Below are 22,547 nucleotides of genomic sequence, written 5' to 3'. Positions count from 1 at the left end.
GCCTCCCGCCATGGATCCTCCTCGCACCCGCTCTCCTCGCCCTGGCTCACGCGATGTCCTCGCCCAGCTTCGGCGGCACCGCCAGCGGGCCCGGCTGCAGCGCCTCACGGAAGGCCTCCAGCCGAGGGGTGTCGCCGTACTTGGCGTGGATGTCCTTGGCGAGCTCGTACGCGGGCTTGAGGATCAGCTCGGTCCGGTACTCCTTGTCGACCATGTCCAGGGCCTCCTGTCCCATCTGGAGGGCTGCCTCGACGTCGCCCTCGATGAGCCGGCACCGGGCACGGTCGAACCGGATGAGCGTCTGGTCGAGCAGGTCCTCGTTGGAGTACTTCCCGAGGGCCTGCTCCAATATCACGTCGGCCTCAAGTGTCTGCCCGAGCTTCACCAGGACGTCACCTTGGTAGAAGTACAACTGCCGCTCGGTGTAGCCGAAGGCCGCGTCCTCCTGGTCGTTCGCGCTCATCTGCTGGAAGGCGGCCCTGGCCCGATGGAGGGCCCGTTTGGCCTGCTCCACGACCTCGTGTCGGGCGCCGTTGTTGCCCGCCAGCATGGCGAGAGCCCGGGCCTCGACCACGGGGGCCATGGTCCGCGCGGCGCACGGGGTGTGGCCGGCGAGGTCGCGGCTCTTCTTGGCAAGCGTGAGCGCCTCGCGTGGGTCGCCGTAGTAGAGCGGGACGAGGGCCTCACGTGCCGTCACCCAGGCGCGCAGCGCGCGATCGCCGGTCTCGTCGGCGGCGGTGCGGCCGGTGCGGAAGAACGACCGGGCCAGACGCTGGTCGCCGAGGTCTATCATGATCATCCCGGACAGGCCGGCCAACTGGGCGGCCATCCGGCACAGGCGTTCCTGGACGTCGATCGGCTGGCGGCGTTCGAGGGCCTTGCGCACGGCCGAGAACTCCAGCATCACGTCGCACAGGAGCCGTAGAGGGGGGGTGTTCATGTACTGGCGGCCGAAGCCGTTCGTGGACTGCTCCCACTGGTCGAGCATCGCCGGTGAGACGGTGGCCGTCACCATGGTGTCGTCCATCCGCCGCCGCAGGTTCTCGACCGCGCCGAGCACCTGGCTGTCCAGGCTCGCGGCCCCCGCGGTGCCGGCGAGGAGCGTCAGCAGCGTCCTCCGTAGCACGTTCTCGTCCTCCTCTCCCCCGTTCGCGGAGGGGTAGCCGCTGCCCAGTGGGACCGGCGCTTCACGCGGTTCGGGGGAAGTGTCAGGTCTGTCGTCTTGTGGGTCTCCGCCGCCCAGGACGCCCGTGACCACGTGTCCGCGGCCGCAGATGCACGGACCGTCGAATCCAAGGGCCAAGGGTTCGACCCGGTAGACCGAACACAGGTAGTGGAGATACTCCGGACCGGGGCGCTTCATGCCCGACTCGTAAGCGGACAGTAGCGTCTCCCCGATGCCGGGGACGGGCTTTCCGTCCCTCTCGAAGAGGGCACGGACCTGCTCGATGACATCGGCGAGGGCGATGCCGTTCGAGAGGCGATGGGCCTTGATCCTAGTGGTCCCGAACTGTGTCTCGCAGACTTCATGGATTTCTTCGGCGATCTGAGCCAGGCTCCGCCCGGCCGCGAGTCCACGCGCCCTGACTCGCCGGGCGATCTCCGTCTCCCTGTGTTGCCTGCCGGACATTCCGGCCCCTCTCTCGAGCCGGCCGCACTCGCAGCCCACGTGTATCCCGACCGGTCCCATTCGGCGACGGAGAGTGACTCTGTCGTCGCACTCCGCCGACACCATAATGATGGACCACACTTGGCCCGGCCAAGTACCCACTTTGAACGTGCTGACTAAGGATCGTCTCCTGATAGGGGTTTTCTTTCAACCAACTTGGGTTTTCCTCCACCGGCCGGTGTTCACACCGCGTTGACCTGATGAGTTCGGTGAGTCATCTTTGGCGGACCAGGACGAACGAGCAGGGGTTCCAAAGCAGACATTCAGGCCTCAAGGCAAATGAAGGAGGAACTCAAGGTGGGGGAGGACGATTTCCGGCGATTGGAGCGTTTGGTGGCCGAGCTCGACGCCCGCGGCCTGATCGCGCGGGTCGTGCGCGCCCCGTCGGGCCGGGCGTACGTACGCGTGATCAACCCGAACGCGACCAGCCTCACGGAGAACGTGGTCTGCCAGTCGTCCGACTACTGGTGGTCCTGGGGTGAGCGCATGCACCGGGCGGACGACCCGGCCGGCGCCGCCACCAAGGTCGCCCGTGTGCTCGCCGCGGTGAGCGAGTAGGGAAGGCGGCGAACCGGGTGAAGTGCAGTCACCGCGGGAACGCCGCACCCACCGCGGCCCTCCGGGGCCGGTGGGATGCCCGGTGCGGAGCGTTCCGGGGCCGTGCCGCCACGGCCCGCCGGGAACGCTGTGGCATCCCGCCGGCCCCGCGATCGGGCCGGGCACCCTACGGCGCGGGCACGTCCTCGCCGCGCCGCCCCTCCACCGCCGGACGTCACAGGTCCGCCGCCTCCGCACGGCTCGGCCAAGCACCCCGCCACCTCACTCCTCAGCCGCCGGCCGTGACAGGTCGGCCGTCCTCGCACGGCTCGGCCAGGCATCTCACCGCCTCCCTCCTCCACCGCGGACCCGCACCGGCGCACCCCACGCGCCGCACCGGTTCGCCACCTGCCGTACGGCGCGGGCACGTCCTCGCCCCGCCGGCCGCAGGCCGTACGCCGCACGGACCCGCCGTCCGCGCCGTACGGCCTGAGATCCGCCGCGTGCGGGACGACGGTCCCGTACGGGCGTACTGAAAGGACTCCGTCCGGGCCCGCCGCGCAGGCGGGCACCGGGCGGGCACCGGGGGGATTCCCCTCTCGGAGAACGGTCAGGGACACGCTTCCGGGTGCGTGCCCCGGCCCTGCCACCCGTCACTGGAGCGCTCTCGGCCCGCCCTCCGCGGCCCCGGGCGGAAAGCGCTCCCGTCTTCCCCGGCGATGTGACGGAGGCCGGTTCAGTCGGCAGTATGGGCTAGGTTTCTCACCTGCCCGCCCACTGAGCCGATCCGAGGGGGATCCACCTCGTGTTGCCGCTGACGCCCGCGACACCCACCCCAGCGCCCGAGCCCACCTTTCCTGATGCGACCAGGACGGCGGAGACGCTGATGCAGGCATGCGAGACCAACAAGGGCTTCCTCTGCTCACTGCTGAACTCGTCGTTCCCGGAGGCCCATTTCCCGGCCTGGGTGCCGCTGGTCGCCGGGCTCGCCGACGTGCTGCTGGTGCTGGTCCTGATCCTGGCCGGCGCGCTCATCGTGCGGAACGTGGCCCACCGCCTGATCACCCGGCTCACTCTCAGGGCCAGCGAGGGCGTTTTGCCGGAACGGCTGCGCAACAGGGCGCTCCTGGCCGGCAACGGCGACGCCGCCAATGTGATCCTCACCGAGCGCCGCCGGCAGCGGGCCGAGACGATGGGGTCGGTGCTGCGGAGCCTCGCATCCGTCATGATCTTCGGCACCGCCGCGCTTATGATCCTCGGCCGGCTCGGGGTGGAGCTCGCGCCGTTGCTGACCAGTGTGGGCATCATCGGCGTCGCGGTCGGCTTCGGGGCGCAGGAGCTCGTCAAGGACTTCATCGCCGGCATGTTCATGCTGCTGGAGGACCAGTACGGCGTGGGCGACGTCATCGACACGGGCGTGGCGACGGGCACCGTCGAGGCGGTCACGCTGCGGATCACCCGGCTGCGGGATGCTGACGGAAAGGTCTGGTACGTCCGCAACGGGACGATCAGCCGGGTCGGCAACGAGTCCCAGGGCTGGTCGCGGGCGCTGGTCGACGTGCCCGTTCCGTACGCGGCGGACATCGCGACCGTGCGTGACCTGCTCAAGAGCATCGCCGTGGACCTGTGGGAGGACCCGGACTACCGGGACGTCCTGATCGTGGAGGAGCCCCAGGTCTACGGCCTGGAGCAGGTGTCGGGCACCTCGATCATCTTCCGGGTCAGCGTGAAGACCGCCCCCGCCCGGCATCTGGAGGTCGCCCGCGAGCTGCGGCTGCGGGTGAAGCGGGCCTTCGACGAGAAAAGCCTCACATTCGCGGCCTGACCCTACCGTCCGGTAACTGTCCTAGGCTGAAACGGTGACGAGCGAGGAGACCCTGTCCTTCTACGAGGCGATCGGGGGCGAGGAGAGCTTCCGGCTGCTGGTCCACCGGTTCTACGAGGGCGTCGCCGAGGACCCGCTGCTGCGTCCGCTCTACCCGGAGGAGGACCTGGCGGGCGCCGAGGAGCGGCTGCGCATGTTCCTCATCCAGTACTGGGGCGGCCCCAACACCTACAGCCAGCAGCGCGGCCACCCCCGCCTGCGTATGCGGCACGCGCCGTTCGTCATCGGCGAGGCCGAGCGCGACGCATGGCTGCGGCACATGGGCGACGCCGTACGGTCGCTGGAGCTGCCTCCCGAGCGCGAGGAGCAGCTGTGGAAGTATCTGGTTTACGCCGCCCACAGCCTGGTAAACGCATAAGTCACGATTTCAGCGGGCAGCCAAGAACCCATGGAAACGACCCCCTGGTGGCGCGACGCCGTCGTCTACGAGATCTATGTCCGCAGTTTCGCCGACGCCTCGGGTGACGGTACGGGTGACCTGGCCGGGATCCGGAGCCGGTTGCCCTACCTGGCGGAGCTCGGCATCGACGCGATCTGGCTGACCCCGTTCTACCCCTCCCCCATGGCGGACGGCGGGTACGACGTGGCCGACTACCGCGACGTGGATCCCCTGTTCGGCACGCTGGCGGACTTCGACGCCCTGGTGTCCGACACGCACGCGCACGGCCTCCGGCTGATCGTGGACATCGTGCCGAACCACAGTTCGTCCGCGCACCCGTGGTTCCAGAAGGCCCTGGCGTCCCCCAAGGGCTCGGAGGAGCGCGACCGCTACATGTTCCGGGACACCTCCCCGTCCGCCGCCCAGACGGGCCGCAAGGAGCCGAACAACTGGCTGTCCACCTTCGGCGGCCCGGCGTGGACGCAGGTGCCCGACGGGCAGTGGTACCTCCATCTGTTCGCGCCCCAGCAGCCCGACTTCAACTGGCGCAACCCGGAGGTCCGGGAGGAGTTCCTCGACATCCTGCGGTTCTGGCTCGAACGGGGCGTGGACGGCTTCCGCATCGACGTCGCCATGGGCCTCATCAAGGCGGAGGGCCTGCCGGACACCGATCCCGGGTTCCGCTCCCGGTCCCCCATCTGGAGCCAGCCTGAGGTGCACGACATCTACCGGGACTGGCGCAGGGTGCTCGACTCCTACCCCGGCGAACGCTCGGCCGTCGGCGAGGTCTGGACCGACTCGGCGGAGGATCTCGCCCTGTACGTCCGGCCGGACGAGCTGCACCAGAGCTTCAACTTCGCCTGGCTGGAGGCGCCCTGGTCGGCCACCGCGTTCCGCAAGGTGGTCGACGACACGCTCCGCTCGATGTCCTCGCCGACATGGGTCCTGTCCAACCACGACGTCGTCCGCCATGTCACCCGATATGGGGAGGGGTCGCTCAACCCGTCGGCCGGGGTGGCGCGGGGACGGGCCGCCCTCCTTGCCATGCTCGCCCTCCCCGGGTCCGCATATCTCTACCAAGGGGAGGAACTCGGACTGCCCGAGGTGAAGAATCTTCCCCCAGAGGCGCGGCAGGACCCCATCTTCAGCCGCTCCAACGGCGAGGTGCTCGGACGCGACGGCTGCCGGGTGCCGCTCCCGTGGTCCGGCACCGAGGCGCCGTACGGGTTCGGGCCGGGCGGGTCGTGGCTGCCGCAGCCCGCCGACTGGGCGGACCTGACGGCCGAGCGCCAGGCGGCCGACCCCTCCTCGACGCTCTGGTTCTACCGTCACGCCCTCTCCACCCGGCGTGAGCTCCGCGGGACGCTGCCCGGCACGATCAGCTGGCAGGACGCCCCCGGCGACGCCCTGTTCTTCCACCGGGGGCCGCTGACCTGTGTGATCAACTGCGGTGAGGAGGCCGTCCCGCTGCCCCCGCACGACCGGGTGCTGATCTCCAGCGGCCCGCTCGACGGGACCTCGCTCCCCCCCGACACCGCTGCCTGGCTCGTCCAGGAATGACCCCGCCGCCAAGCGCCTCCTGACGGGATGAGGGGTCGCTCGCCCAGGCACGGGCATGCGGGGGCGCGGGCGAGTGGTCCGACGACGGGATGACGCCCCGGTGACGGCGAAGCCGGCCGGAACCCCTTCGGGTTCCGGCCGGCCTCGTGAGTCCGCCGGCGGCCGCAGAGGGGCGGGTGGTGGCCGTGGCGCTGGACGTCGATGCGGGAGGCGAAAAGATCATCCCTGGGCGCTGACAGCCGCCTGCCCGATCGTCTCGGGAGTACGGTCCGGCCGTCCCCGTAAGGCGAAGACCCCGATGGCGAACAGCGCCGCGAAGAAGACGCCGTCAGGCAGCAGGAACAAGGCCCCGGGGAGCCCGAGAGCGCCGAGGAGGCACGAGACGATCAACGCGACTCCGATCCACCACGGCAGCGTCCGCGCCCTCAGCACAGCGATGCCGAGGCAGATCGACCCGACGACCAGCGCCAGGAGCGCGACACCCTCGAAGACCGCGAAACCCGGCGGTTCCTCTGCGGGGATGCCGCCGTGGCCGACCAGATACGGCTTGACGAACGCCTCAGTGGTGCCCTCGCCGACGTTGAGCATCACCAGCGCGGCGAATATGCCGGCATAGCCGACGATGTGCAGCTTCGGTGCACGCCCGGCGAAGGTCAGGATCACCGGCAGCCCCAGCGCGATGACGACGTCCCCGACCAGCGCGATCCCCTCGAACAGCGGCCAGTTCTGGTACCGGAACACCTGGTCGCCACTGCCCGGCGCGAGCAGGTTGGCGGCGAGGTAACCCGCCAACGCGACGATCGTGCCGACGACGAGCGCCCATCCGGCGAGGCGTCTCACGTTCACGGTCATGGTCTCCTCCATGGTTCGCAGCGCCGGGCGCTGTGCGCGCTGCCGTCCGTCGGCGGCGCGTCCTCAGCGTCGGCCCTGCGCACCCGCGGCGTCGTCGTACCGGGGTCGGCACCGGTCGATACCTCGGTCGCGAACCACGCCGCCGGAAATGCGACCTGCGGATGACGCCACACGAGCGCGCCGTAGGTAACTTGCGGGTGTGATGGACGTGATAAACCCGGCCCAGGCCCGGGTGGAGTCGCCGGCGCGTGCGTGGCTGCGGCACAGGGCGGCCGGGCTGCTCCCCGACGCGCTGCTCGCCCTTGCGATCACCGGCTTCGCCCAGGCCGACCTCGCGTTCCATCTCGACAACTCGACGCCGTACGGCCCGATGCCGGCCGTGGTCGCCTCCACGCTGGTGGCGACCGTGATCCTTGCGTTGCGCCGGGTGACGCCGCTCGCCACCGCCGTGATCCTCGCGGTCGCGATCGCCGGGCCGATGCTGGTGACGCCGCTGACGGTCACGCTGTGGGGCGACCTCCTGCCGATCCTGGTCGCCACCTACTCGGTGGCCCGGCACAGTGTGCCGGCGCGGGCCTTCATCGGCGTGGCGGCCGTCGGCGCCGGCTTGGTCGTCGTGTTCCTGCGCAACCCGGAGTCCGGCACCGTCGGCAACATCCCGTTCGTCGCGGTGCCGCTGGCGGTGTGCTTCGTCGCCGGCCGGGTCCTGCGTGCCCGCGCTCACAGCCACTCCGACGACCGCGCCCGGGCCCGGCGGCTGGAGGCCGAGCGCGAGGAAGCGATCCGGGTCGCGCTCGCCGACGAGCGCGCCCGCATCGCGCGCGAGTTGCACGACATCGTCGCCCACTGCGTCAGCGTCATGGTGGTCCAGGCGGGCGCCGCAGAGGCCCTGCTGGACCGCGACCCGCAGAAGGCGCGAGCACCGCTGCGCTCGGTCCAGGAGACCGGGCGGCAGGCCGTCGGCGAACTCGGGCGCATGCTCGGCCTGCTGCGCGGGGAACGGGCCCGGCTCGCGCTCAAGCCGCAGCCGGGGACGGCCGACCTGGCCGAACTGGTCGACCACATGACCGCGATCGGCCTGCCGGTCGAGCTCACCGTGGAGGGCTCGGGCCGCCCGCTGCCACCCGGCGTGGACCTGACCGTGTACCGGATCGTGCAGGAGGCGCTCACCAACGTGCTGAAACACGCCGCGCCGACCACCGCGCACGTCAGGTTGCGCTACGACGACCAGTCCGTAGGGGTGAGCATCCGCGACACCGGGCGGACAGGCGGGTCGGGCAGGGCCGACACCAACCGGGTCGGGCACGGCCTGATCGGGATGCGCGAACGGGTCGGGCTCTACGGTGGCTCGCTCGAGACAGCGGACACGCCCGGCGGCGGCTTCACCGTGACCGCGCAGTTGCCGCTGGAGGCGGGCCAGCGATGATCAGGGTCTTGCTCGTCGACGACCAGGCCCTCGTACGCGGCGGTTTCCGCTCGATTCTGGAGGGTCAGGACGATATCGAGGTCGTTGGCGAGGCGGTGGACGGCGTCGAGGCCATCGACCGTGGGTCCGTGCTGCAGCCCGACGTCATCCTCATGGACATCCGCATGCCGCGCCTGGACGGCATCGAGGCGACCCGCCACCTTCTGAACGGCGGCACCTGCCGGGCGCGCATCCTCATGCTCACGACATTCGATGAGGATGAGTACGTCTACCAGGCGCTGCGGGCCGGGGCGAGCGGCTTCCTGCTCAAGAGCGCGCCGCCGCGTGAGCTGGCCGGAGCCGTCCGTACGGTCGCCGCGGGCGAGGCACTACTCGCCCCGGAGATCACCCGGCGGATGATCGAGGACTATGTCCGCCGCCCCCGGCCGGGCTCCGACCACCCATCCGGGCTCGAGACGCTGACCCCGCGCGAACTCGAGGTACTGAGGCTCATCGCCCGAGGCCGCTCCAACGCAGAGATCGCCGCGGAACTGTACCTCAGCGGGCCAACGGTCAAAACCCACGTCACCCGCATCCTCGCCAAGCTGGGTCTGCGCGATCGAGTCCAGGCTGTGGTCTTCGCCTACGAATGCGGCCTCGTCCATCCTGGCCGCTGACCACGGCCAGTGCACCGGCCCCGCCACCGGGCCGAAGAGGATCAGCCCGCGAGGTGTCCGCGACATCCACCGCCGCGGGTCGTCACCCGGACCCGCAAGGGCGGCGGCCTCACCCATCCGCTGGTGGGCACGCGGGGCTCCCGACCTGGCGCAGAGGCACGGGCAGGCGGGGGCGTGGGCGGGTGGTCCGGCGACGGGTGGCGGCGCCGCGGTACGACGAAGCCGGCCGAAACCCCTTCGGGTTCCGGCCGGCTTCGTAGGCCCGCTTGCGCCGCTGGGCGACGGAGTCGCTAGTCGCGGGTGAGCTTGCGGTAGGTGACGCGGTGGGGACGGGCGGCGTCGGCGCCGAGGCGCTCGATCTTGTTCTTCTCGTAGTCGGCGAAGTTGCCCTCGAACCAGAACCAGTTGGAGCCCTCTTCCCACGCCAGGATGTGGGTGGCGATGCGGTCGAGGAACCACCGGTCGTGCGAGGTGATCACGGCGCAGCCCGGGAAGTCGAGCAGCGCGTTCTCCAGGCTGGACAGCGTCTCAGTGTCGAGGTCGTTGGTGGGCTCGTCGAGCAGCAGGACGTTGCCGCCCTGCTTGAGCGTCAGGGCCAGGTTGAGCCGGTTGCGCTCGCCGCCCGACAGGATGCCCGCCAGCTTCTGCTGGTCGGGACCCTTGAAGCCGAACGCCGCGACGTACGCCCGGGACGGCATCTCGACGTTGCCGACCTTGATGTGGTCGAGCCCGTCGGACACGACCTGCCAGACGTTTTTCTTGGGGTCGATGCCGCCGCGGCTCTGGTCGACGTAGGAGATCTGGACGGTCTCGCCGACGGTGATCGCGCCGACGTCGGGGGTCTCGTCACCGATGATCATCCGGAACAGCGTGGTCTTGCCGACCCCGTTGGGGCCGATCACGCCGACGATGCCGTTGCGGGGCAGGTCGAAGGACAGGTCGTCCATGAGCAGCCGGTCGCCGAAGCCCTTGCTGAGCTTCTCGGCCCGGATGACCGTCGTGCCCAGGCGCGGGCCCGGCGGGATCTGGATCTCCTCGAAGTCGAGCTTGCGGTACTTGGCGGCCTCGGCGGCCATCTCCTCGTAGCGCTGGAGGCGGGCCCGGCTCTTGGTCTGGCGGGCGCGGGCGTTGGAGCGCACCCACTCCAGCTCCTCCTCCAGGCGCTTCTTGCGCTTGACGTCCTTCTGGCCCTCGACCTTGAGGCGGGCGGCCTTGGCCTCCAGGTAGGTGGAGTAGTTGCCCTCGTAGGGGAAGCAGCGGCCGCGGTCGAGCTCGAGGATCCAGTTGGCCACGTTGTCCAGGAAGTACCGGTCGTGGGTGACGGCCAGGACGGTGCCGGGGTACTTCTCCAGGTGCTGCTCCAGCCACTGGACGCTCTCGGCGTCGAGGTGGTTGGTGGGCTCGTCGAGCAGCAGCAGGTCGGGCTGCTCAAGCAGCAGCTTGCACAGGGCGACGCGGCGGCGCTCACCACCGGACAGCTGGGTGACGTCGGCGTCGGGGGGCGGGCAGCGCAGCGCGTCCATGGCCTGCTCGAGCTGGCTGTCGAGGTCCCACCCGTTGCGGTGGTCGAGCGCCTCCTGGAGGCGGCCCATCTCGTCGAGCAGCTCGTCGCTGTAGTCGGTGGCCATCTGCTCGGCGATCTCGTTGAACCGGTCGAGCATCGCCTTGGTCTCGGCGACGCCCTCCTCGACGTTGCCGAGCACGGTCTTGGACTCGTTGAGGGAGGGCTCCTGCTGGAGGATGCCGACCGTGAAGCCGGGCATCAGCCGAGCCTCGCCGTTGGACGGCTGCTCCAGGCCCGCCATCATCTTGAGCAGCGTCGACTTGCCCGTGCCGTTCGGGCCCAGGACGCCGATCTTGGCACCCGGCAGGAACGACAGCGTGACGTCGTCGAGGACAACCTTGTCGCCGTGCGCCTTGCGCACGCGCTGCAGCGTGTAGATGTACTCCGGCATGCTCTCAAGCCTAGGGGATGGCGCCGGTTGCGCCGTCCGCGCTTCGGGGAGGCGGGGCGACCGGCGCGGCCGGAAGGCAGATGCGATCCCTGCCCAGTTCCTTGGCGCGGTAGAGGGCGAGGTCGGCCGCCGCGAGCAGCTCGATCAGGTCCTCCCCGTGCACGTTCATGATGGCGACCCCGGCCGAGACCGTGACCGTGACCATGGCCTGCTCCGCCGAGACCGCCATCCGGCCGACCCGCCGGCGGAGCCGCTCGGCCACCCGGCGGGCCTCGGTGACGTCGGCGCCCGGCAGGAGGACGACGAACTCCTCCCCGCCGAAGCGGCCCACGACGTCGTACTCGCGGAGCTGGCTGCGCAGCGTGGTGGCCACCTGGATCAGCACCTGGTCGCCGACGAGGTGGCCGTAGGTGTCGTTGACCCGCTTGAAGTGGTCGATGTCCACCAGGACGAGCGCCAGCGGCACCCCGGTCCGCTGGGCCCGGATGATCTCCGTGTCGGCCTCGCGCTGCCAGGCCGCCGCGTTGAGCAGGCCCGTCTTGGGGTCGGTGCGGGCCGCCGCCTGCAGCTGCGCGTGGAGGAGGCTGCGCTGGAGCAGCACGACCGGGGGCAGGACGAGCAGCAGCAGGGCCAGGTTGAGCCCGCACACGACCGCGACGACCACGCCGAGGCACAGCTCGACGGCGTCGAGCAGGACCCGCTCGCGGTCCCACAGGACCTCGCCCCACCGGCCCTCGGGGTCGGCCGCGTGCGCGGCGACCGCGATCAGCGCGGTGTTGAGCACGGTGAACAGCACCGCACAGGCCGCGGCCACGGCGATCGGCCCGCCGCTGCCGCCATACAGCTCGTCGGGGTCGTGGACCCAGCGGTGGAACACCGCCGAGGCCGCCCCCGCCGCCAGGCCGATCGCGGCGGCGCTGAACACCCGCCGGTACACGACGGTCGCCCGGACCCGCAGCTGCAGCAGGATCTGCAACGGGATCGGGGCCAGGACGGCGTAGAGCGGCGGCAGCAGGAACGCCGCCGGGAGCCACCACGCCGACAACAGGTCGCGGGACACCCCGGCCGGCATGCCGAGACGCCGGGTGGCCTCGATGCAGACCGCTCCGCAGCCCGTGAGCGCGGCGAACATGACCAGATCCGGCACGACGAGGGGGGTCTGGCGCGCGAGGACCACGATCACCGCGATCGCGAGCGCCACGACGGCGCCGAGGTAGACGACCAGGGTGGTCGGCTGGGCCAGCAGGGGCCACCGGCCGCGTGAGTAGATCGGGTCACGCGTTCTGGCCGAGGTCTGACTGGGCGCCGTCATTCCGTCCCCCAACGCAACCATAAACAGCGTCTCACGATGTGTAACACAATAGTTGCGGAGTGTGCGCCGCGCGACGGGAACCGCTACCTTTACACGGTGGCCATCTGGATCTGATGGCCTACGAGCGGGTCTAAGGCGATTTGCGCGGCGACCTGCTCTGGTGGGAACCCGCTTCCCGGAGCGGGACGTTGGGAAAGGAGCAGCCATGGTGCGGGGCATCATCTGGACCTGATCAGGGTGCTCTTGTAACGACGCGGGCCTCGCCATCGGCCGACCCCGGACTCCCGTCCCGGGAGGCCGGCACCAGACGGCCGGTGCCCCTCCACCGCGTGCCCGCCCACGCACCCGGCACCCGCACCGGCGCCTCCCGTCACCCCGGGTTCCTCCGCGTCCTCTCGCAGCGCCCCCTTGCCGCCTCTCCGCGATCCTGCAAGCTCGCAGCGCCCCCTTACCGCCACTCCCCCGGCCTTCCCGCCCCCTCGCCGCGGCCCTTTTCCTGCCGCCCCCTCGGGCCCTCCCGCCCTCGCCGCGCACCGGTACCGCCACTCCCCCGGCCTTCCCGCCCCCTCGCCGCGGCCCTTCCTTCGAACGCCACACCCGTGCCCAGGGGCCGTTGCCGGGCCCGACGAGCCATGGGGTTGCGGGCGGCCAGGTCTGGCGGGCCCGGCCGCCCGCCAGAACCAGGGGCCGCCTCAGGCGGCCAGGGCGCGGGGAATCCAGGGAACCCCGTCGTCCTCGGCGTCGGCCTCGGCGTCGTCCGCCGCCTCCCCGGTGCCGGCCGTCCCCGCCGGGGTCGCCGGCCCGTCCCCCGCCTCGCCCCCGTCCGCATCACGCCGGTCGCCGGGCGCCCGGCCGGCCGCCGCCGCGATCTCGCCCGCGGACGGCCCGTCCCGGTCGTCGTCGCCGTCGGCGAAGCCGTCGTCGGCCATGCCGTCGCCCGGGACGCCGTCCCCGGGGACGCCGAAAGGCAGGCGCAGCTCGTCCACCGAGCGGGGAGCGGCGGGAGTGGCGAGCTCCCACTCCTTCGTCGCGTCCTCCATGGCCTGGCGGTCGTCGTCGGTGGGCGCGGCCCCGGCGAACGCCCTCAGGGGCTTCTCGAAGCTCGTGATCCCCCACTTGAGGTCGTGGCCGACCGAGCTCGCCTCGATCTCGGCCCAGAACCGCTGCTCCCCGTCACGCTCGAACTGCTTGATGCGCAGCTTGCCGTACACGACGACGGGGTGGCCCTTCCTGATCGACTGGTGGACGTTGTCCCCCAGCCCCCGGTAGCAGCGGACCGTGTAGTACGTCGTGTCCCTCGTCTGCCAGGTGTTGGTCTGCTGGTCGAGGACCCGCCTGTTGACGGCCATCCGCAGCGAGGTGACGCGGGATCCGTCCCTGAACTGGTACTGCCGGGGGTCGTCGGTGACGTTCCCGCTCAACGTGACGTGGATGTCGCTCATCGCATGTGCCTCCCCGGCCCGGACACTCGCCGGGCTCGGACGACACACTGGCCTCCGCGGCACGACCGCCACGGCGCCGAACGCGATTCTGTGGACAGCTACCGGCGAGCGGCCGCCATGGCCCCGAAGAACTCGTTGTACCGGTTCAGCTCGCGTTCGACCGGGGTGACCACCATGTCCTGGGCCACCGCGCCCACCCGGCGCCGCATGTCGCGTTCGAGCCGGTCGCGCTCCTTGCCCGCCCCAAGCACCACGAAGTTCCTGCTCGCCACCGCGGACAGCAGTCCGAGCCCGAGGACGCTGACCATCATCAGCCCCACCCACGGCAGCACCGCCACGTCGCCGAGGATCTCGGCCGGGGGCCGTCCCGCCTTGAACACGCCGTACGCGAGGATCGAGCCGGCCCAGGCGAGCCCGGCGACGAACATGACGACGAGCAGGTACTGCCAGATCTTCAGCAGCCACCACCAGCCGGGCACCCGGTCGAGCGGCGGGGCGACCTCCGCGAGCTCCTTCGACAGCGCCCCCGACAGCTCCGGCGAGCGGGACCGGGCGGCCTCGCGCACGCCGTTCTGCCACACCTCCGGCATCCCAGCGGACAGCCCGTCGCCCAGGGCCTGGACGGCGTTGTCGACCTCGGCGGGCTGCGCGCTGACCGAGCTGCCGACCAGGGTGCGGATGTCGTCCTTGACCCCGCCGAGCCGCAGGCTGCTCAGCGGGTCGGGCCGCAGCCTCGCGGCCCAGCGGGCGTACGGCCAGCCGACCCAGTCGACCGAGCGCACCCCGTACACGTTCTCCATGGCCTCGCCCAGCGCCGAGACGCCGACGGCGTCGCAGAGCGCGTCGGTCAGCCCCGCGCGGCGGGCGCCGTCCACGGTCGGCTCGACGTGCAGGACCTCGGGCATCTCCTTGGCCAGCCGCGCCATCAGGCGGTCGAGGTCGGCCTCCAGCCGCTGGTAGGCGGCCCGCCGGGCGGCGACCGAGTCGGCCAGCACCGCCTTGAGCCCGTCTATCCCCTTGCCGGTGGTGGCGGACGTCGCGACGACCCGGGGGTGGGCGACGCCCTCCCGGCGCAGCAGGTCCTCCAGGTCGGCCACGCACTCGGCCTGCTCCTCCGGGGTCAACCGGTCGGCCTGGTTGAGCACGAAGACCGTGACGTCGTCGTGGCCGGTCAGCTCCGCGACGTACCGCCGGTGCACCGAGGCGTCGGCGTACTTCTGCGGGTCGAGCACCCACACCACCAGGTCGGCCACCTGGATGAGCCGGTGCGCCTCGGGGTCGGTCAGCGCCCGGATCGAGTCGTGGTCGGGCAGGTCGAGCAGGATCAGCCCGTGCAGCCGGCCCTCGCCCCTGTCGAGCGCGCTCGCGCGGGCGAACCGGTGCCGCCACTGGATCTGCAGCCAGTCGAGCAGCGGCGCGGCGCCGTCGAGTCCCCACACGCAGGCGTGCGTACGGGCGGTGGTGGGCCTGCGCACCCCGATCGGCGACAGCTCCAGCCCGGACACGGCGTTGAACAGCGAGGACTTGCCGCTGCCGGTGCCTCCGGCGAGGGCGACCACGGTGTGCTCGGGCGACAGCTTCAGCCGGTCGCCCGCCCGCAGGAGCAGCTGCGCGGCCTCCGTGAGCAGAGCCGGCTCGACCCGGCCGGGGCCGAGCTCGACGATCCTGGACAGGGCCGCGAGCCGGGACCCCAGCCCGAACTGCGCCTGGGCGGTGCTGACAGCGCTCATCGATTCCCCACCGTCGTTGCGTGAGTGCCCGCGCGACGGTCCGGTTCCGTCATCGCGCGACCTCGAGGTTGTACGTCGCCTGGTACAGGCGGGTGGCGGCGGCCTCGTCCGGGATGCCGGCGCTGTCGAGGGCGTCCACGTACCGGAGCGTCTCCTCGTCGAACAGCAGGCCGATCCGGGCGCGCAGGTCGCTCCTGGCCTTGGCGCTGATGCTGCGCAGCGACTCGGCGCCGAGCAGGCCGCGCAGCAGCCGCTGGGGCAGCGCGCTGGTGCCCGAGCCGACGGACACGTCCGCCGTGCCGTAGCCGAGCAGGCCGACCGTGAAGATCAGGGACAGCGACTCCACGTCGAACGAGATGATCTTGGCGACCGAGCGCTTCGTCACGCCCTCCGTGCGGATCAGCTCGGTCACGTGGTCCTGCCAGGAGGTGATGGTGCGGGAGGTCCTGCGCATGACCTCCTCTGAGGGGCGGCCGAGGCCCGGCGTCGCCGCGAGCCGGTCGCCCGCGCCCGCCCGCTGCCGCCACCGCGCGACGACCTCCTCCGCGGCCCGCTGGGCGGCCGAGGTGATCACGGACTCCAGGCCGGCGCGTAAGGAGGCCTTCAGCGCCCGTACGCGCTCCGGTCCCTGGTGCGAGCCCTTCGACCCGCGACGCAGCTGCAGGGTGCGCATGAGGTCGCCCGATCCGGCGAAGTCCTGCCAGCGGGCCAGCACCTCGCCGCGCAGCAGCGAGCCGTTCCTGGTGGCCTCGTCGATCTCCGCCAGCGCGCCCATGTACGCCGCGTCGACGTCGGAGCGCAGGTCGGCCCGCAGCGCCACCTGGGTCTCCAGGTGCCGGGCCAGGGCCGGCAGGCGGCTCCGGAAGCTGTTGAGCACGCCGTTCAGCGTCGCCTGCACAGCGGCCGTACGGCGCTCGTCGTCCACGGACAGCTCGGCCAGCCACATCCGCAGCTCGGTGATCTCGATCTCCGGCAGACGGCCGTCGCGCACGCTCGTCTCGTTGACGACGAAGCGCTCGACCTCACCCATGCCGTACTCGTCGAGCATCCGGCCGAAGTGCTTAACGATGACGTCGCGCGACCTCGACGGCACCCGGGACAGCACGATCACCAGCCGGGCGCCGCGCTCCTTGGCCCGCCGCAGCAGGCCCCAGGAGGGCGCGTCGGCGTAGCGGGAGGCGGTGGTGACGAACACCCACAGGTCGGCCGCGTCGAGCATGCGGTGGGCGGAGTCGTGGTGCGCCTCGACCACCGAGTCGATGTCGGGCGTGTCGAGCAGGGCCACGCCCTGCGGCAGCCGGGGGGTCGGGACGACCACGACGCTGTCGGTCCCGGCGCCGTCCGCCGGCTCGTCGAGCCGGTTCAGGCCGCCGAGCAGGTCACCCTTGGCGAACCAGTCGCGGTCGTCGGGGTGGCAGGCCAGGACGGGCACCGACGTCGTCGGCCGGCGTACGCCCGTGGCCGTGACCTTCTGCGCGGCCAGCGTGTTGACCAGGGTGGACTTGCCCGCGCCGGTGGAGCCCGCCACCACGATCAGGGCGGGGGCCGTGCTCATGTGGACGCGGGGGATGACATAGTCGTCGATCTGGGCCAGCACGGCGGCCTGGGCCTTGCGCGCCTCGTCGGAGCCGGGGACGTCCAGCCCGAAGTGCAGGCCCTTGACGGCGACCCGGAGCTGGTCGAGGGCCCTGGTCAGCGCCTCGGACACGGGGTCGGGCAGCGGCATCTCGCGCACCCGGCCGGTGCTCCCGCCCGTCTGACCTGCCGGGGCGCCACCGTCGTTCCCAGCCGACTCGTTCCCAGCCGACTCGTTCCCAGCCGACTCGTCCCCGGCCGTCTCGTTCCCGGCCGTCTCGTTCCCGGCCGTCTCGTTCCCGGCCGTCTCGTTCTCAGCCGACTCGATCCCGGCCGACTCGATCCCCGTGGCGTCGGTGCCGCCCTCGTCGTCGCCGTCGCGGCCCGTGCCGCCCTCGTCGCCGTCGCCCGCCTGCGCGGCCGCGTCTCCGGCGGCGTCGTCACCGCTGCTCGCGGCGGTCTCGCTCTCGGCGGCGGGCGCCGTCTCCTCCGCGGCCGGTGTGTCCGCGCCGTTCCCGGCGTCCCCTCCGCCGCGGTCACCGCCGCTCGCGGCGGCGTCCCCGGGGCCGGCCTCCGGTACGTCCCCGTCCCCAGCCTCCGCCACGACGTCCGCGGCGGACCCGTTCGGCGCGGAGCGGCTCTGGGACGTTCCACCGTCGTCGCCGTCCACCGAGGCGGAATCGTCGCCGGAGCCGGCGGGATCGGGGGCCGGATCGCCGTCCTGAATGGGGCGGAACGTGATCGTCTGCTCCCCCGGCGTCTCGGGCTGCTCCTCGATGGCCGGCTCCTCGGTCACGGCGTCGCCGGATTTCCTGGCGGGCTTGTGGTCGGGGGTCTTCCTGGCTGCCGATTTCACGGGACCCGCTCCGCTCGCACCATTTCGATCTCCTGGCCGACTGTGACGACCTCACCGACGATCACGATCGCCGGGGGCCGAACCCCGGCCGCGGTCACCCGTTCCGCCACCGTGGAGAGCGTGGCGGTAACAGCTCGCTGGGTGGGAAGAGTACCGTCCTGTACCACCATTACGGGAGTTTCCGGCGAACGTCCGTCTCGGAGCAGGGTCTCGGCGATCTCCCGGATGCGTTCGACCGCCATCAGAAGTATCAGGGTTCCCCTGGATCTCGCCAGTCCCGGCCAGGCGACCGTCGACCTCGGGTCGTCCGGCGCCACGTGGACCGAGATCACGTGGAACTCCTGGCTGACCCCGCGATGGGTCACCGGGACGCCGGCCGCGCCCGGGACGGCGACCGCGCTGGTGATGCCGGGAACCACGACGACGGGGATGCCGGCGCGGGCGCAGGCGATCATCTCCTCGCCGCCCCGGCCGAAGACGAACGGGTCGCCCCCCTTGAGCCGGACCACGAACTTGCCCTGACGGGCGTGCTCGACGAGCAGCTCGTTGATCCGCTCCTGCGACAGCGACCGGCCGTACGGAACCTTGGCGGCGTCGATGAGCTCGACGTCCGCGGGCAGCTCGTCGAGGAGGGCGCGGGGGGCGAGCCGGTCGGCCACGACCACGTCGGCCTGGGCCAGCAGCTGGCGCCCCCGGACGGTGATCAGGCCCGGGTCGCCGGGGCCTCCGCCGACGAGCGCGACCCCCACGGGCTTGGTGCGGTGGCGCCGGGCCTCGACGGTGCCGTCGCGGAGCGCCCCGACGATCGCGTCGCGGATGCCGGCGGCCCTCCGGGGGTCGCCCCCGGCGGTCACGGCCACGCCGACCTCGTCGACCCTGCCGCTCGCCGGGGTCCACGCGGCGCTGGCGTCCTTGTCGTCGGCCCGTACGCACCAGATCCGCTTGGCGTCGGCCTCGGCGGCGACGGCGGTGTTGACCTCCCGCTGGTCGGTGCAGGCGTGCACCAGCCAGGCGCCGTCGCAGTCGCCCACCTGGTACGGCCGGCGCTCCCAGGTCACCCGGCCGTCGGCGATGAGGTCGTCAAGCGCCGGAGTGACGCCGGGCGAGATCAGGGTGACGGAGGCCCCGGCGTCGAGCAGGGCGGGGACGCGCCGCTGGGCGACGCGTCCGCCGCCGACGACGAGCACACGCCTCCCGTCGAGGCGGAGGCCGAGCAGGTAGGGCGCCATGACCCCAGTCTCCCTAATGCGTCAAGCGTGCCTTGTTAGGACGCAAACCTACCCGGTGCTCTCCGGGGGCATTCACCAGATGAGACTTATCCGTCCGGGACGGCTCAGCCGTCCTTGTCGGCGACGCCCGCGGAGTCGAAAGTGGCGACGTCGTGCATGACGCGGACGGCGGCGCTGACCAGGGGGTGAGCGAGCAGGCCGCCGGTCCCCTCGCCGAGGCGCAGTTCGAGGTCGACGAGCGGGCGCAGCCCGAGATGCGTGAGCGCGGCGGCGTGGCCCGGCTCGGCGGAGCGGTGCCCGGCGACGCAGTGGCCCACCGCGTCGGGGGCGAGCGCGGCGGCCACCAGCGCGGCCGACCCGGCGATCACGCCGTCGAGGACGACCGGCACCCGCGCCGCCGCCCCGCCGAGGACGAACCCGGCGATGGCCGCGTGCTCCAGCCCGCCGACCGCGGCGAGTGCCCGCAGGGCCGCGTCCCGCCCCTCCTGTACGGCTCCCGCCTCCGGGATGCCGTTGACGCGCAGGGCCCGCCGGACGACCTCGATCTTGCGAAGGTGGGTCTCGTCGTCGATGCCCGTGCCGCGCCCGGTGACCCCGGCGGGCTCCCGGCCGGCGAAGGCGCAGACCAGCGCCGCGGAGGCGGTCGTGTTGGCGATGCCCATGTCGCCGGTGATGAGACAGCGGTTCCCGGCCGCGACCAGGTCGCGAGCCGTCCGCACGCCCACGGCCAGCGCCTCGGCGGCCTGATCGGGCGTCATCGCGGGGCCCTGGGACAGGTCGGCCGTGCCGTACGCGACCTTGCGGGAGACCAGGCCGGGGGCGGGCGGCAGGTCGGCCGCCACGCCGACGTCGACGACCGTGACGGAGACGCCGGCCTGCGCGGCGAACGCGTTGGCGACCGCCCCTCCGGCGGTGAAGTTGGCCACCATCTGCGCGGTGACCTCCTGCGGCCAGGGCGACACCCCCTGGGCGTGCACGCCGTGGTCGGCCGCGAAGATGGCGAGCGCCGCCGGGACCGGCATCGGCGGCGGGCAGACCCCTGCGATCCCCGACAGCTGGACCGCCACGTCCTCCAGGACGCCGAGCGAGCCGCGCGGCTTGGTCAGCCGGTCCTGGTGGGCGCGGGCCTCGGCGATCGCGCGGGCGTCGATCGGCCGGATCGCGTCGATCGCCTCATCGAGGGGGGTCATCGGTCACTCCTTAGACGGCGCTGGGGACTCCTGGCTGGGCGAGGGGGCCGGTCCCCACGCCGCCGGGCCCATTGTCCAGCTTCGCCTCCATCTCCGTTTCGATCTCGGCCTCCACGGCCTCGAGATCGGCCTCCAGGCCGGGGTCGACGTCCAGGCCGCCGTCGAGGTCCGGGACCGCCTCCCGCGGCGACACGGCGACGCCCGTGCGGATCTCGCGGACGGCCGGGCGCGGCCGGACCCGGGCCGGAGCCGAGGACACGCCGGCGCCCGCCAGCGCCTCCTCGTACCGGTCGATGACCACGTCGGCCAGGCCCTCGCAGTCGCCGATGACCTCGGCGCAGCGGATGTCGAGCCCCTCGTGGTTGGCGCCGTACGCGAGGGCCTGGGCCCAGATGCGCTCCAGCACGGCCCCGGCGAACAGCACGTACGGCAGGACGATCACGCGCTTGGCCCCGAGCCTGCGGCAGCGCTCCAGGCCGCCGGGCACGCCGGGCCGGGCGTGGGAGACGTACGCCGTCTCGACCGTGAGCAGGTCGGGGACGTGGGTCTCCCAGAACAGCCGCGAGACCCGGTGGACCTCGGCGTTCACGGCCGGGTCGGTGGACCCGTGGCCGACGAGCACCACGGCGGTCTCGTTCGGGGCGATCTCGACGGGCGGCTCCTCGGTGACGAACCGGGGCATCTCAGCGCGGGCGTCGGCGAGCCGCTCGGCGAGCAGCCGCAGCACCCGGGGGTCGGGGCCGAGCGAGCGGCCGAGGTCGTACTCCAGCGTGGGGTGGCGCTCCTGCTCCAGCGCCATCGTCCCGGGGACGTCCCCGAGCGCGTTCCGGTCGCCGGTGAGGCTGAGCGGCACCGCGATCAGGTGGTGATGCCCCCTGGCCACGAGGGAGGCGATCGAGTCGGCGAGCGGGGGGCGCGCGTTCGTGATGAAGCCGCCGCTCACCTCGGCGGGAAGCCCGTCGAGACGGCAGCGGAGGCGGTGCACGAACCGGCCGAACTCGGCCACGCCGGTCTCATCGTGGGTTCCATGGCCGATGAGCAGCAGCGGCGGTTTCATCTAGCTGATCTCCCATGCCTTGACCTGCGAGTTCCTGATCCGGCTTGGCGAGGATAGCCCCGCAGGCCCAATCATGGGCGTCCCTTGACCCTCCAGCCCAGGTGAAAGGGCAATTCTTTACCTATTGCCATGAAATTTCCCCGTTTAGGACGCTATAGATGATCGCGTCGGCCCGGCCGCCCGCGACCGGGAGGGCCTGGCGCAGGATGCCCTCCTCGATGAACCCGGCCCTCCGCGCGACCGCCTGGCTGGCGAGGTTCCCCCGCGCGACCAGCAGGTGCACCCGGTGGAACCCGAGGCTGAACAGGTAGGCCGCGACCATCCGCGTGGCCTCGGCGGCATACCCGTTCCCCCGGGCCCACGGGGCGAGCCAGTACCCCAGTTCGGCGTCGCCACGCTCGTGGTCCTCCCGCTGCACCCCGATCGCCCCGGCCAGGCGCCCCCCGTCGCGCGGCTCGATCGCGAAGTGGCCACCATAGCCCGGCCCCGCCGAGTGCGCGAGCCGCGTGCACCACTCCAGCGCCCGCTCCAGGGTGTAGCCGGCGGCCCACGTCATCCAGCGGTTGATCTCGGGGTCGTCGCGCACGGCGTCGACGATGTCGAAGGCGTCGCGCCGGGCGAAGGGCCGCAGCACGAGGCGGTCGCTCTCGATGCGCCGCTGGAGCCCCGGGCGGCCGTCGCCCTGCAGCAGGCCGAAGACGAGCAGGTCGTGGGGGCCGTCGTCCTCGAACCCGGCGCCGCGCAGCAGCCCCTCGCGGGTGAACCCCGCCTTCTCCGCCACCCGGACGGACGCCACGTTGTCGGCGTTCGCCCGCAGCTCGACCCGCCGCAGCACGCCCTCGCCCAGCAGCCGGGAGGTGAGCCCGCGAACGGCCTCGGTGGCGTACCCCCGCCGCCGGTGCGCCGGGTGGACGCCGTAGCCCACTTCGGCCGTGCCCGCGCCCCACTGGGCCTTGAACAGGCTGATCGAGCCGACCACGCCCTCGCTGGAGAACATCGCGAGGTGGATGCCCTGGCCGGACCGCCACAGCTCGTGGACGCCGTGGGACAGCCACTGCCCGATCCCCGAGGCGTGGCCGGGCGCGCCGGGCGGCAGCGCCGTCGTGTGCGCGCCGTCCGCGATCACCTGCCGGACCTCGGCGACGTCGCGGGGGCCGAACGGCCGCAGGACCAGCCGTTCCGTGGTGATCGTCAGCTGCTCGTCGAACACCGCATCACTCCATGGACTCGGCGGATC

The 22,547-nt window shown here is 72.2% G+C and carries 17 protein-coding genes; 6 read left to right on the top strand and 11 right to left on the bottom strand.

The genetic code is table 11. From position 1 onward, the window contains the following. Nucleotides 1-46: 46 nt before the first annotated feature. Nucleotides 47-1,630: an NsdA family TPR-like regulatory protein gene (locus tag Mco01_RS11685; RefSeq protein ID WP_204056905.1), complete on the bottom strand. Its 1,584-nt coding sequence runs from the start codon at nucleotides 1,628-1,630 to the stop codon at nucleotides 47-49. Nucleotides 1,631-2,002: 372 nt separating this feature from the next. Here Mco01_RS11685 and Mco01_RS11680 point away from each other — a divergent pair, with 372 nt between their 5' ends. From Mco01_RS11680 to Mco01_RS11665, 4 genes are all read left to right on the top strand, one after another. Beyond that, nucleotides 2,003-2,227, top strand: a complete 225-nt coding sequence (locus tag Mco01_RS11680) for a hypothetical protein (RefSeq protein ID WP_239103529.1) — start codon at nucleotides 2,003-2,005, stop codon at nucleotides 2,225-2,227. 865 nt (nucleotides 2,228-3,092) lie between these two features. Continuing rightward, on the top strand, nucleotides 3,093-4,031 hold the full coding sequence (locus tag Mco01_RS11675; RefSeq protein WP_204056904.1) for a mechanosensitive ion channel family protein: 939 nt from the start codon (nucleotides 3,093-3,095) through the stop codon (nucleotides 4,029-4,031). 34 nt (nucleotides 4,032-4,065) lie between these two features. Next, entirely contained in the window at nucleotides 4,066-4,449 is a 384-nt protein-coding gene (locus tag Mco01_RS11670) for a globin (RefSeq protein WP_239103528.1), read from the top strand. A gap of 30 nt (nucleotides 4,450-4,479) precedes the next feature. Beyond that, nucleotides 4,480-6,030 (top strand): glycoside hydrolase family 13 protein, encoded by a 1,551-nt coding sequence (locus tag Mco01_RS11665; RefSeq protein WP_204056903.1) that lies wholly within the window; start codon nucleotides 4,480-4,482, stop codon nucleotides 6,028-6,030. Between the two features lie 219 nt (nucleotides 6,031-6,249). On the opposite strand, the gene Mco01_RS11660 is transcribed toward Mco01_RS11665, so the two are convergent. Beyond that, nucleotides 6,250-6,882, bottom strand: coding sequence for a hypothetical protein (locus Mco01_RS11660; protein WP_204056902.1), 633 nt, complete (start codon nucleotides 6,880-6,882; stop codon nucleotides 6,250-6,252). 202 nt (nucleotides 6,883-7,084) lie between these two features. Here Mco01_RS11660 and Mco01_RS11655 point away from each other — a divergent pair, with 202 nt between their 5' ends. Together Mco01_RS11655 and Mco01_RS11650 are read left to right on the top strand one after the other, a co-directional pair. After that, nucleotides 7,085-8,308: a sensor histidine kinase gene (locus tag Mco01_RS11655; protein WP_239103541.1), complete on the top strand. Its 1,224-nt coding sequence runs from the start codon at nucleotides 7,085-7,087 to the stop codon at nucleotides 8,306-8,308. Then, nucleotides 8,305-8,964: a response regulator gene (locus Mco01_RS11650; RefSeq protein ID WP_204056900.1), complete on the top strand. Its 660-nt coding sequence runs from the start codon at nucleotides 8,305-8,307 to the stop codon at nucleotides 8,962-8,964. Before Mco01_RS11655 ends, Mco01_RS11650 begins: the two co-directional genes overlap by 4 nt. Nucleotides 8,965-9,254: 290 nt before the next feature. Here Mco01_RS11650 and ettA read toward each other — a convergent pair whose 3' ends face one another. The 9 genes from ettA to Mco01_RS11605 form a co-directional block, all read right to left on the bottom strand. Continuing rightward, the gene (gene ettA / locus Mco01_RS11645; RefSeq protein WP_204056899.1) at nucleotides 9,255-10,919 is read right to left on the bottom strand and encodes an energy-dependent translational throttle protein EttA; all 1,665 of its coding nucleotides are present in this window, start codon (nucleotides 10,917-10,919) and stop codon (nucleotides 9,255-9,257) included. 10 nt (nucleotides 10,920-10,929) lie between these two features. Beyond that, entirely contained in the window at nucleotides 10,930-12,231 is a 1,302-nt protein-coding gene (locus Mco01_RS11640) for a GGDEF domain-containing protein (RefSeq protein ID WP_204056898.1), read from the bottom strand. A 692-nt stretch (nucleotides 12,232-12,923) separates the two neighbouring features. After that, nucleotides 12,924-13,673, bottom strand: a complete 750-nt coding sequence (locus tag Mco01_RS11635; RefSeq protein ID WP_204056897.1) for a single-stranded DNA-binding protein — start codon at nucleotides 13,671-13,673, stop codon at nucleotides 12,924-12,926. Between the two features lie 98 nt (nucleotides 13,674-13,771). Next, on the bottom strand, nucleotides 13,772-15,403 hold the full coding sequence (locus tag Mco01_RS11630) for a GTPase (protein WP_204056896.1): 1,632 nt from the start codon (nucleotides 15,401-15,403) through the stop codon (nucleotides 13,772-13,774). Nucleotides 15,404-15,452: 49 nt separating this feature from the next. Beyond that, nucleotides 15,453-17,834 (bottom strand): dynamin family protein, encoded by a 2,382-nt coding sequence (locus Mco01_RS11625; RefSeq protein ID WP_239103527.1) that lies wholly within the window; start codon nucleotides 17,832-17,834, stop codon nucleotides 15,453-15,455. Next, entirely contained in the window at nucleotides 17,831-19,063 is a 1,233-nt protein-coding gene (cobA, locus tag Mco01_RS11620) for a uroporphyrinogen-III C-methyltransferase (protein ID WP_204056895.1), read from the bottom strand. Before cobA ends, Mco01_RS11625 begins: the two co-directional genes overlap by 4 nt. A gap of 104 nt (nucleotides 19,064-19,167) precedes the next feature. Further along, entirely contained in the window at nucleotides 19,168-20,253 is a 1,086-nt protein-coding gene (gene cobT / locus Mco01_RS11615; RefSeq protein ID WP_204056894.1) for a nicotinate-nucleotide--dimethylbenzimidazole phosphoribosyltransferase, read from the bottom strand. Between the two features lie 10 nt (nucleotides 20,254-20,263). Further along, nucleotides 20,264-21,310: a sirohydrochlorin chelatase gene (locus tag Mco01_RS11610; protein WP_204056893.1), complete on the bottom strand. Its 1,047-nt coding sequence runs from the start codon at nucleotides 21,308-21,310 to the stop codon at nucleotides 20,264-20,266. Nucleotides 21,311-21,431: 121 nt separating this feature from the next. After that, nucleotides 21,432-22,520, bottom strand: a complete 1,089-nt coding sequence (locus tag Mco01_RS11605) for a GNAT family N-acetyltransferase (RefSeq protein WP_204056892.1) — start codon at nucleotides 22,518-22,520, stop codon at nucleotides 21,432-21,434. Nucleotides 22,521-22,547: the final 27 nt, after the last annotated feature.

Origin of the sequence: Microbispora corallina (genome assembly GCF_016863035.1) — a bacterium.
Lineage (GTDB): Bacteria > Actinomycetota > Actinomycetes > Streptosporangiales > Streptosporangiaceae > Microbispora > Microbispora corallina.
Note: the sequence above shows the minus strand (reverse complement) of the source record. Positions and strands in the feature narration are given on the sequence as shown.

Bases quoted from the DNA above. Each gene is read 5' to 3' on its own strand.
- Mco01_RS11665 (WP_204056903.1), top strand. From the start codon at position 4,480: ATGGAAACGACCCCCTGGTGGCGCGACGCCGTCGTCTACGAGATCTAT.
- ettA (WP_204056899.1), bottom strand. From the start codon at position 10,919: ATGCCGGAGTACATCTACACGCTGCAGCGCGTGCGCAAGGCGCACGGC.
- Mco01_RS11640 (WP_204056898.1), bottom strand. From the start codon at position 12,231: ATGACGGCGCCCAGTCAGACCTCGGCCAGAACGCGTGACCCGATCTAC.
- Mco01_RS11650 (WP_204056900.1), top strand. From the start codon at position 8,305: ATGATCAGGGTCTTGCTCGTCGACGACCAGGCCCTCGTACGCGGCGGT.
- Mco01_RS11655 (WP_239103541.1), top strand. From the start codon at position 7,085: ATGGACGTGATAAACCCGGCCCAGGCCCGGGTGGAGTCGCCGGCGCGT.
- cobT (WP_204056894.1), bottom strand. From the start codon at position 20,253: ATGACCCCCCTCGATGAGGCGATCGACGCGATCCGGCCGATCGACGCC.
- Mco01_RS11630 (WP_204056896.1), bottom strand. From the start codon at position 15,403: ATGAGCGCTGTCAGCACCGCCCAGGCGCAGTTCGGGCTGGGGTCCCGG.
- Mco01_RS11685 (WP_204056905.1), bottom strand. From the start codon at position 1,630: ATGTCCGGCAGGCAACACAGGGAGACGGAGATCGCCCGGCGAGTCAGG.
- cobA (WP_204056895.1), bottom strand. From the start codon at position 19,063: ATGGCGCCCTACCTGCTCGGCCTCCGCCTCGACGGGAGGCGTGTGCTC.
- Mco01_RS11610 (WP_204056893.1), bottom strand. From the start codon at position 21,310: ATGAAACCGCCGCTGCTGCTCATCGGCCATGGAACCCACGATGAGACC.
- Mco01_RS11675 (WP_204056904.1), top strand. From the start codon at position 3,093: ATGCAGGCATGCGAGACCAACAAGGGCTTCCTCTGCTCACTGCTGAAC.
- Mco01_RS11660 (WP_204056902.1), bottom strand. From the start codon at position 6,882: ATGACCGTGAACGTGAGACGCCTCGCCGGATGGGCGCTCGTCGTCGGC.
- Mco01_RS11635 (WP_204056897.1), bottom strand. From the start codon at position 13,673: ATGAGCGACATCCACGTCACGTTGAGCGGGAACGTCACCGACGACCCC.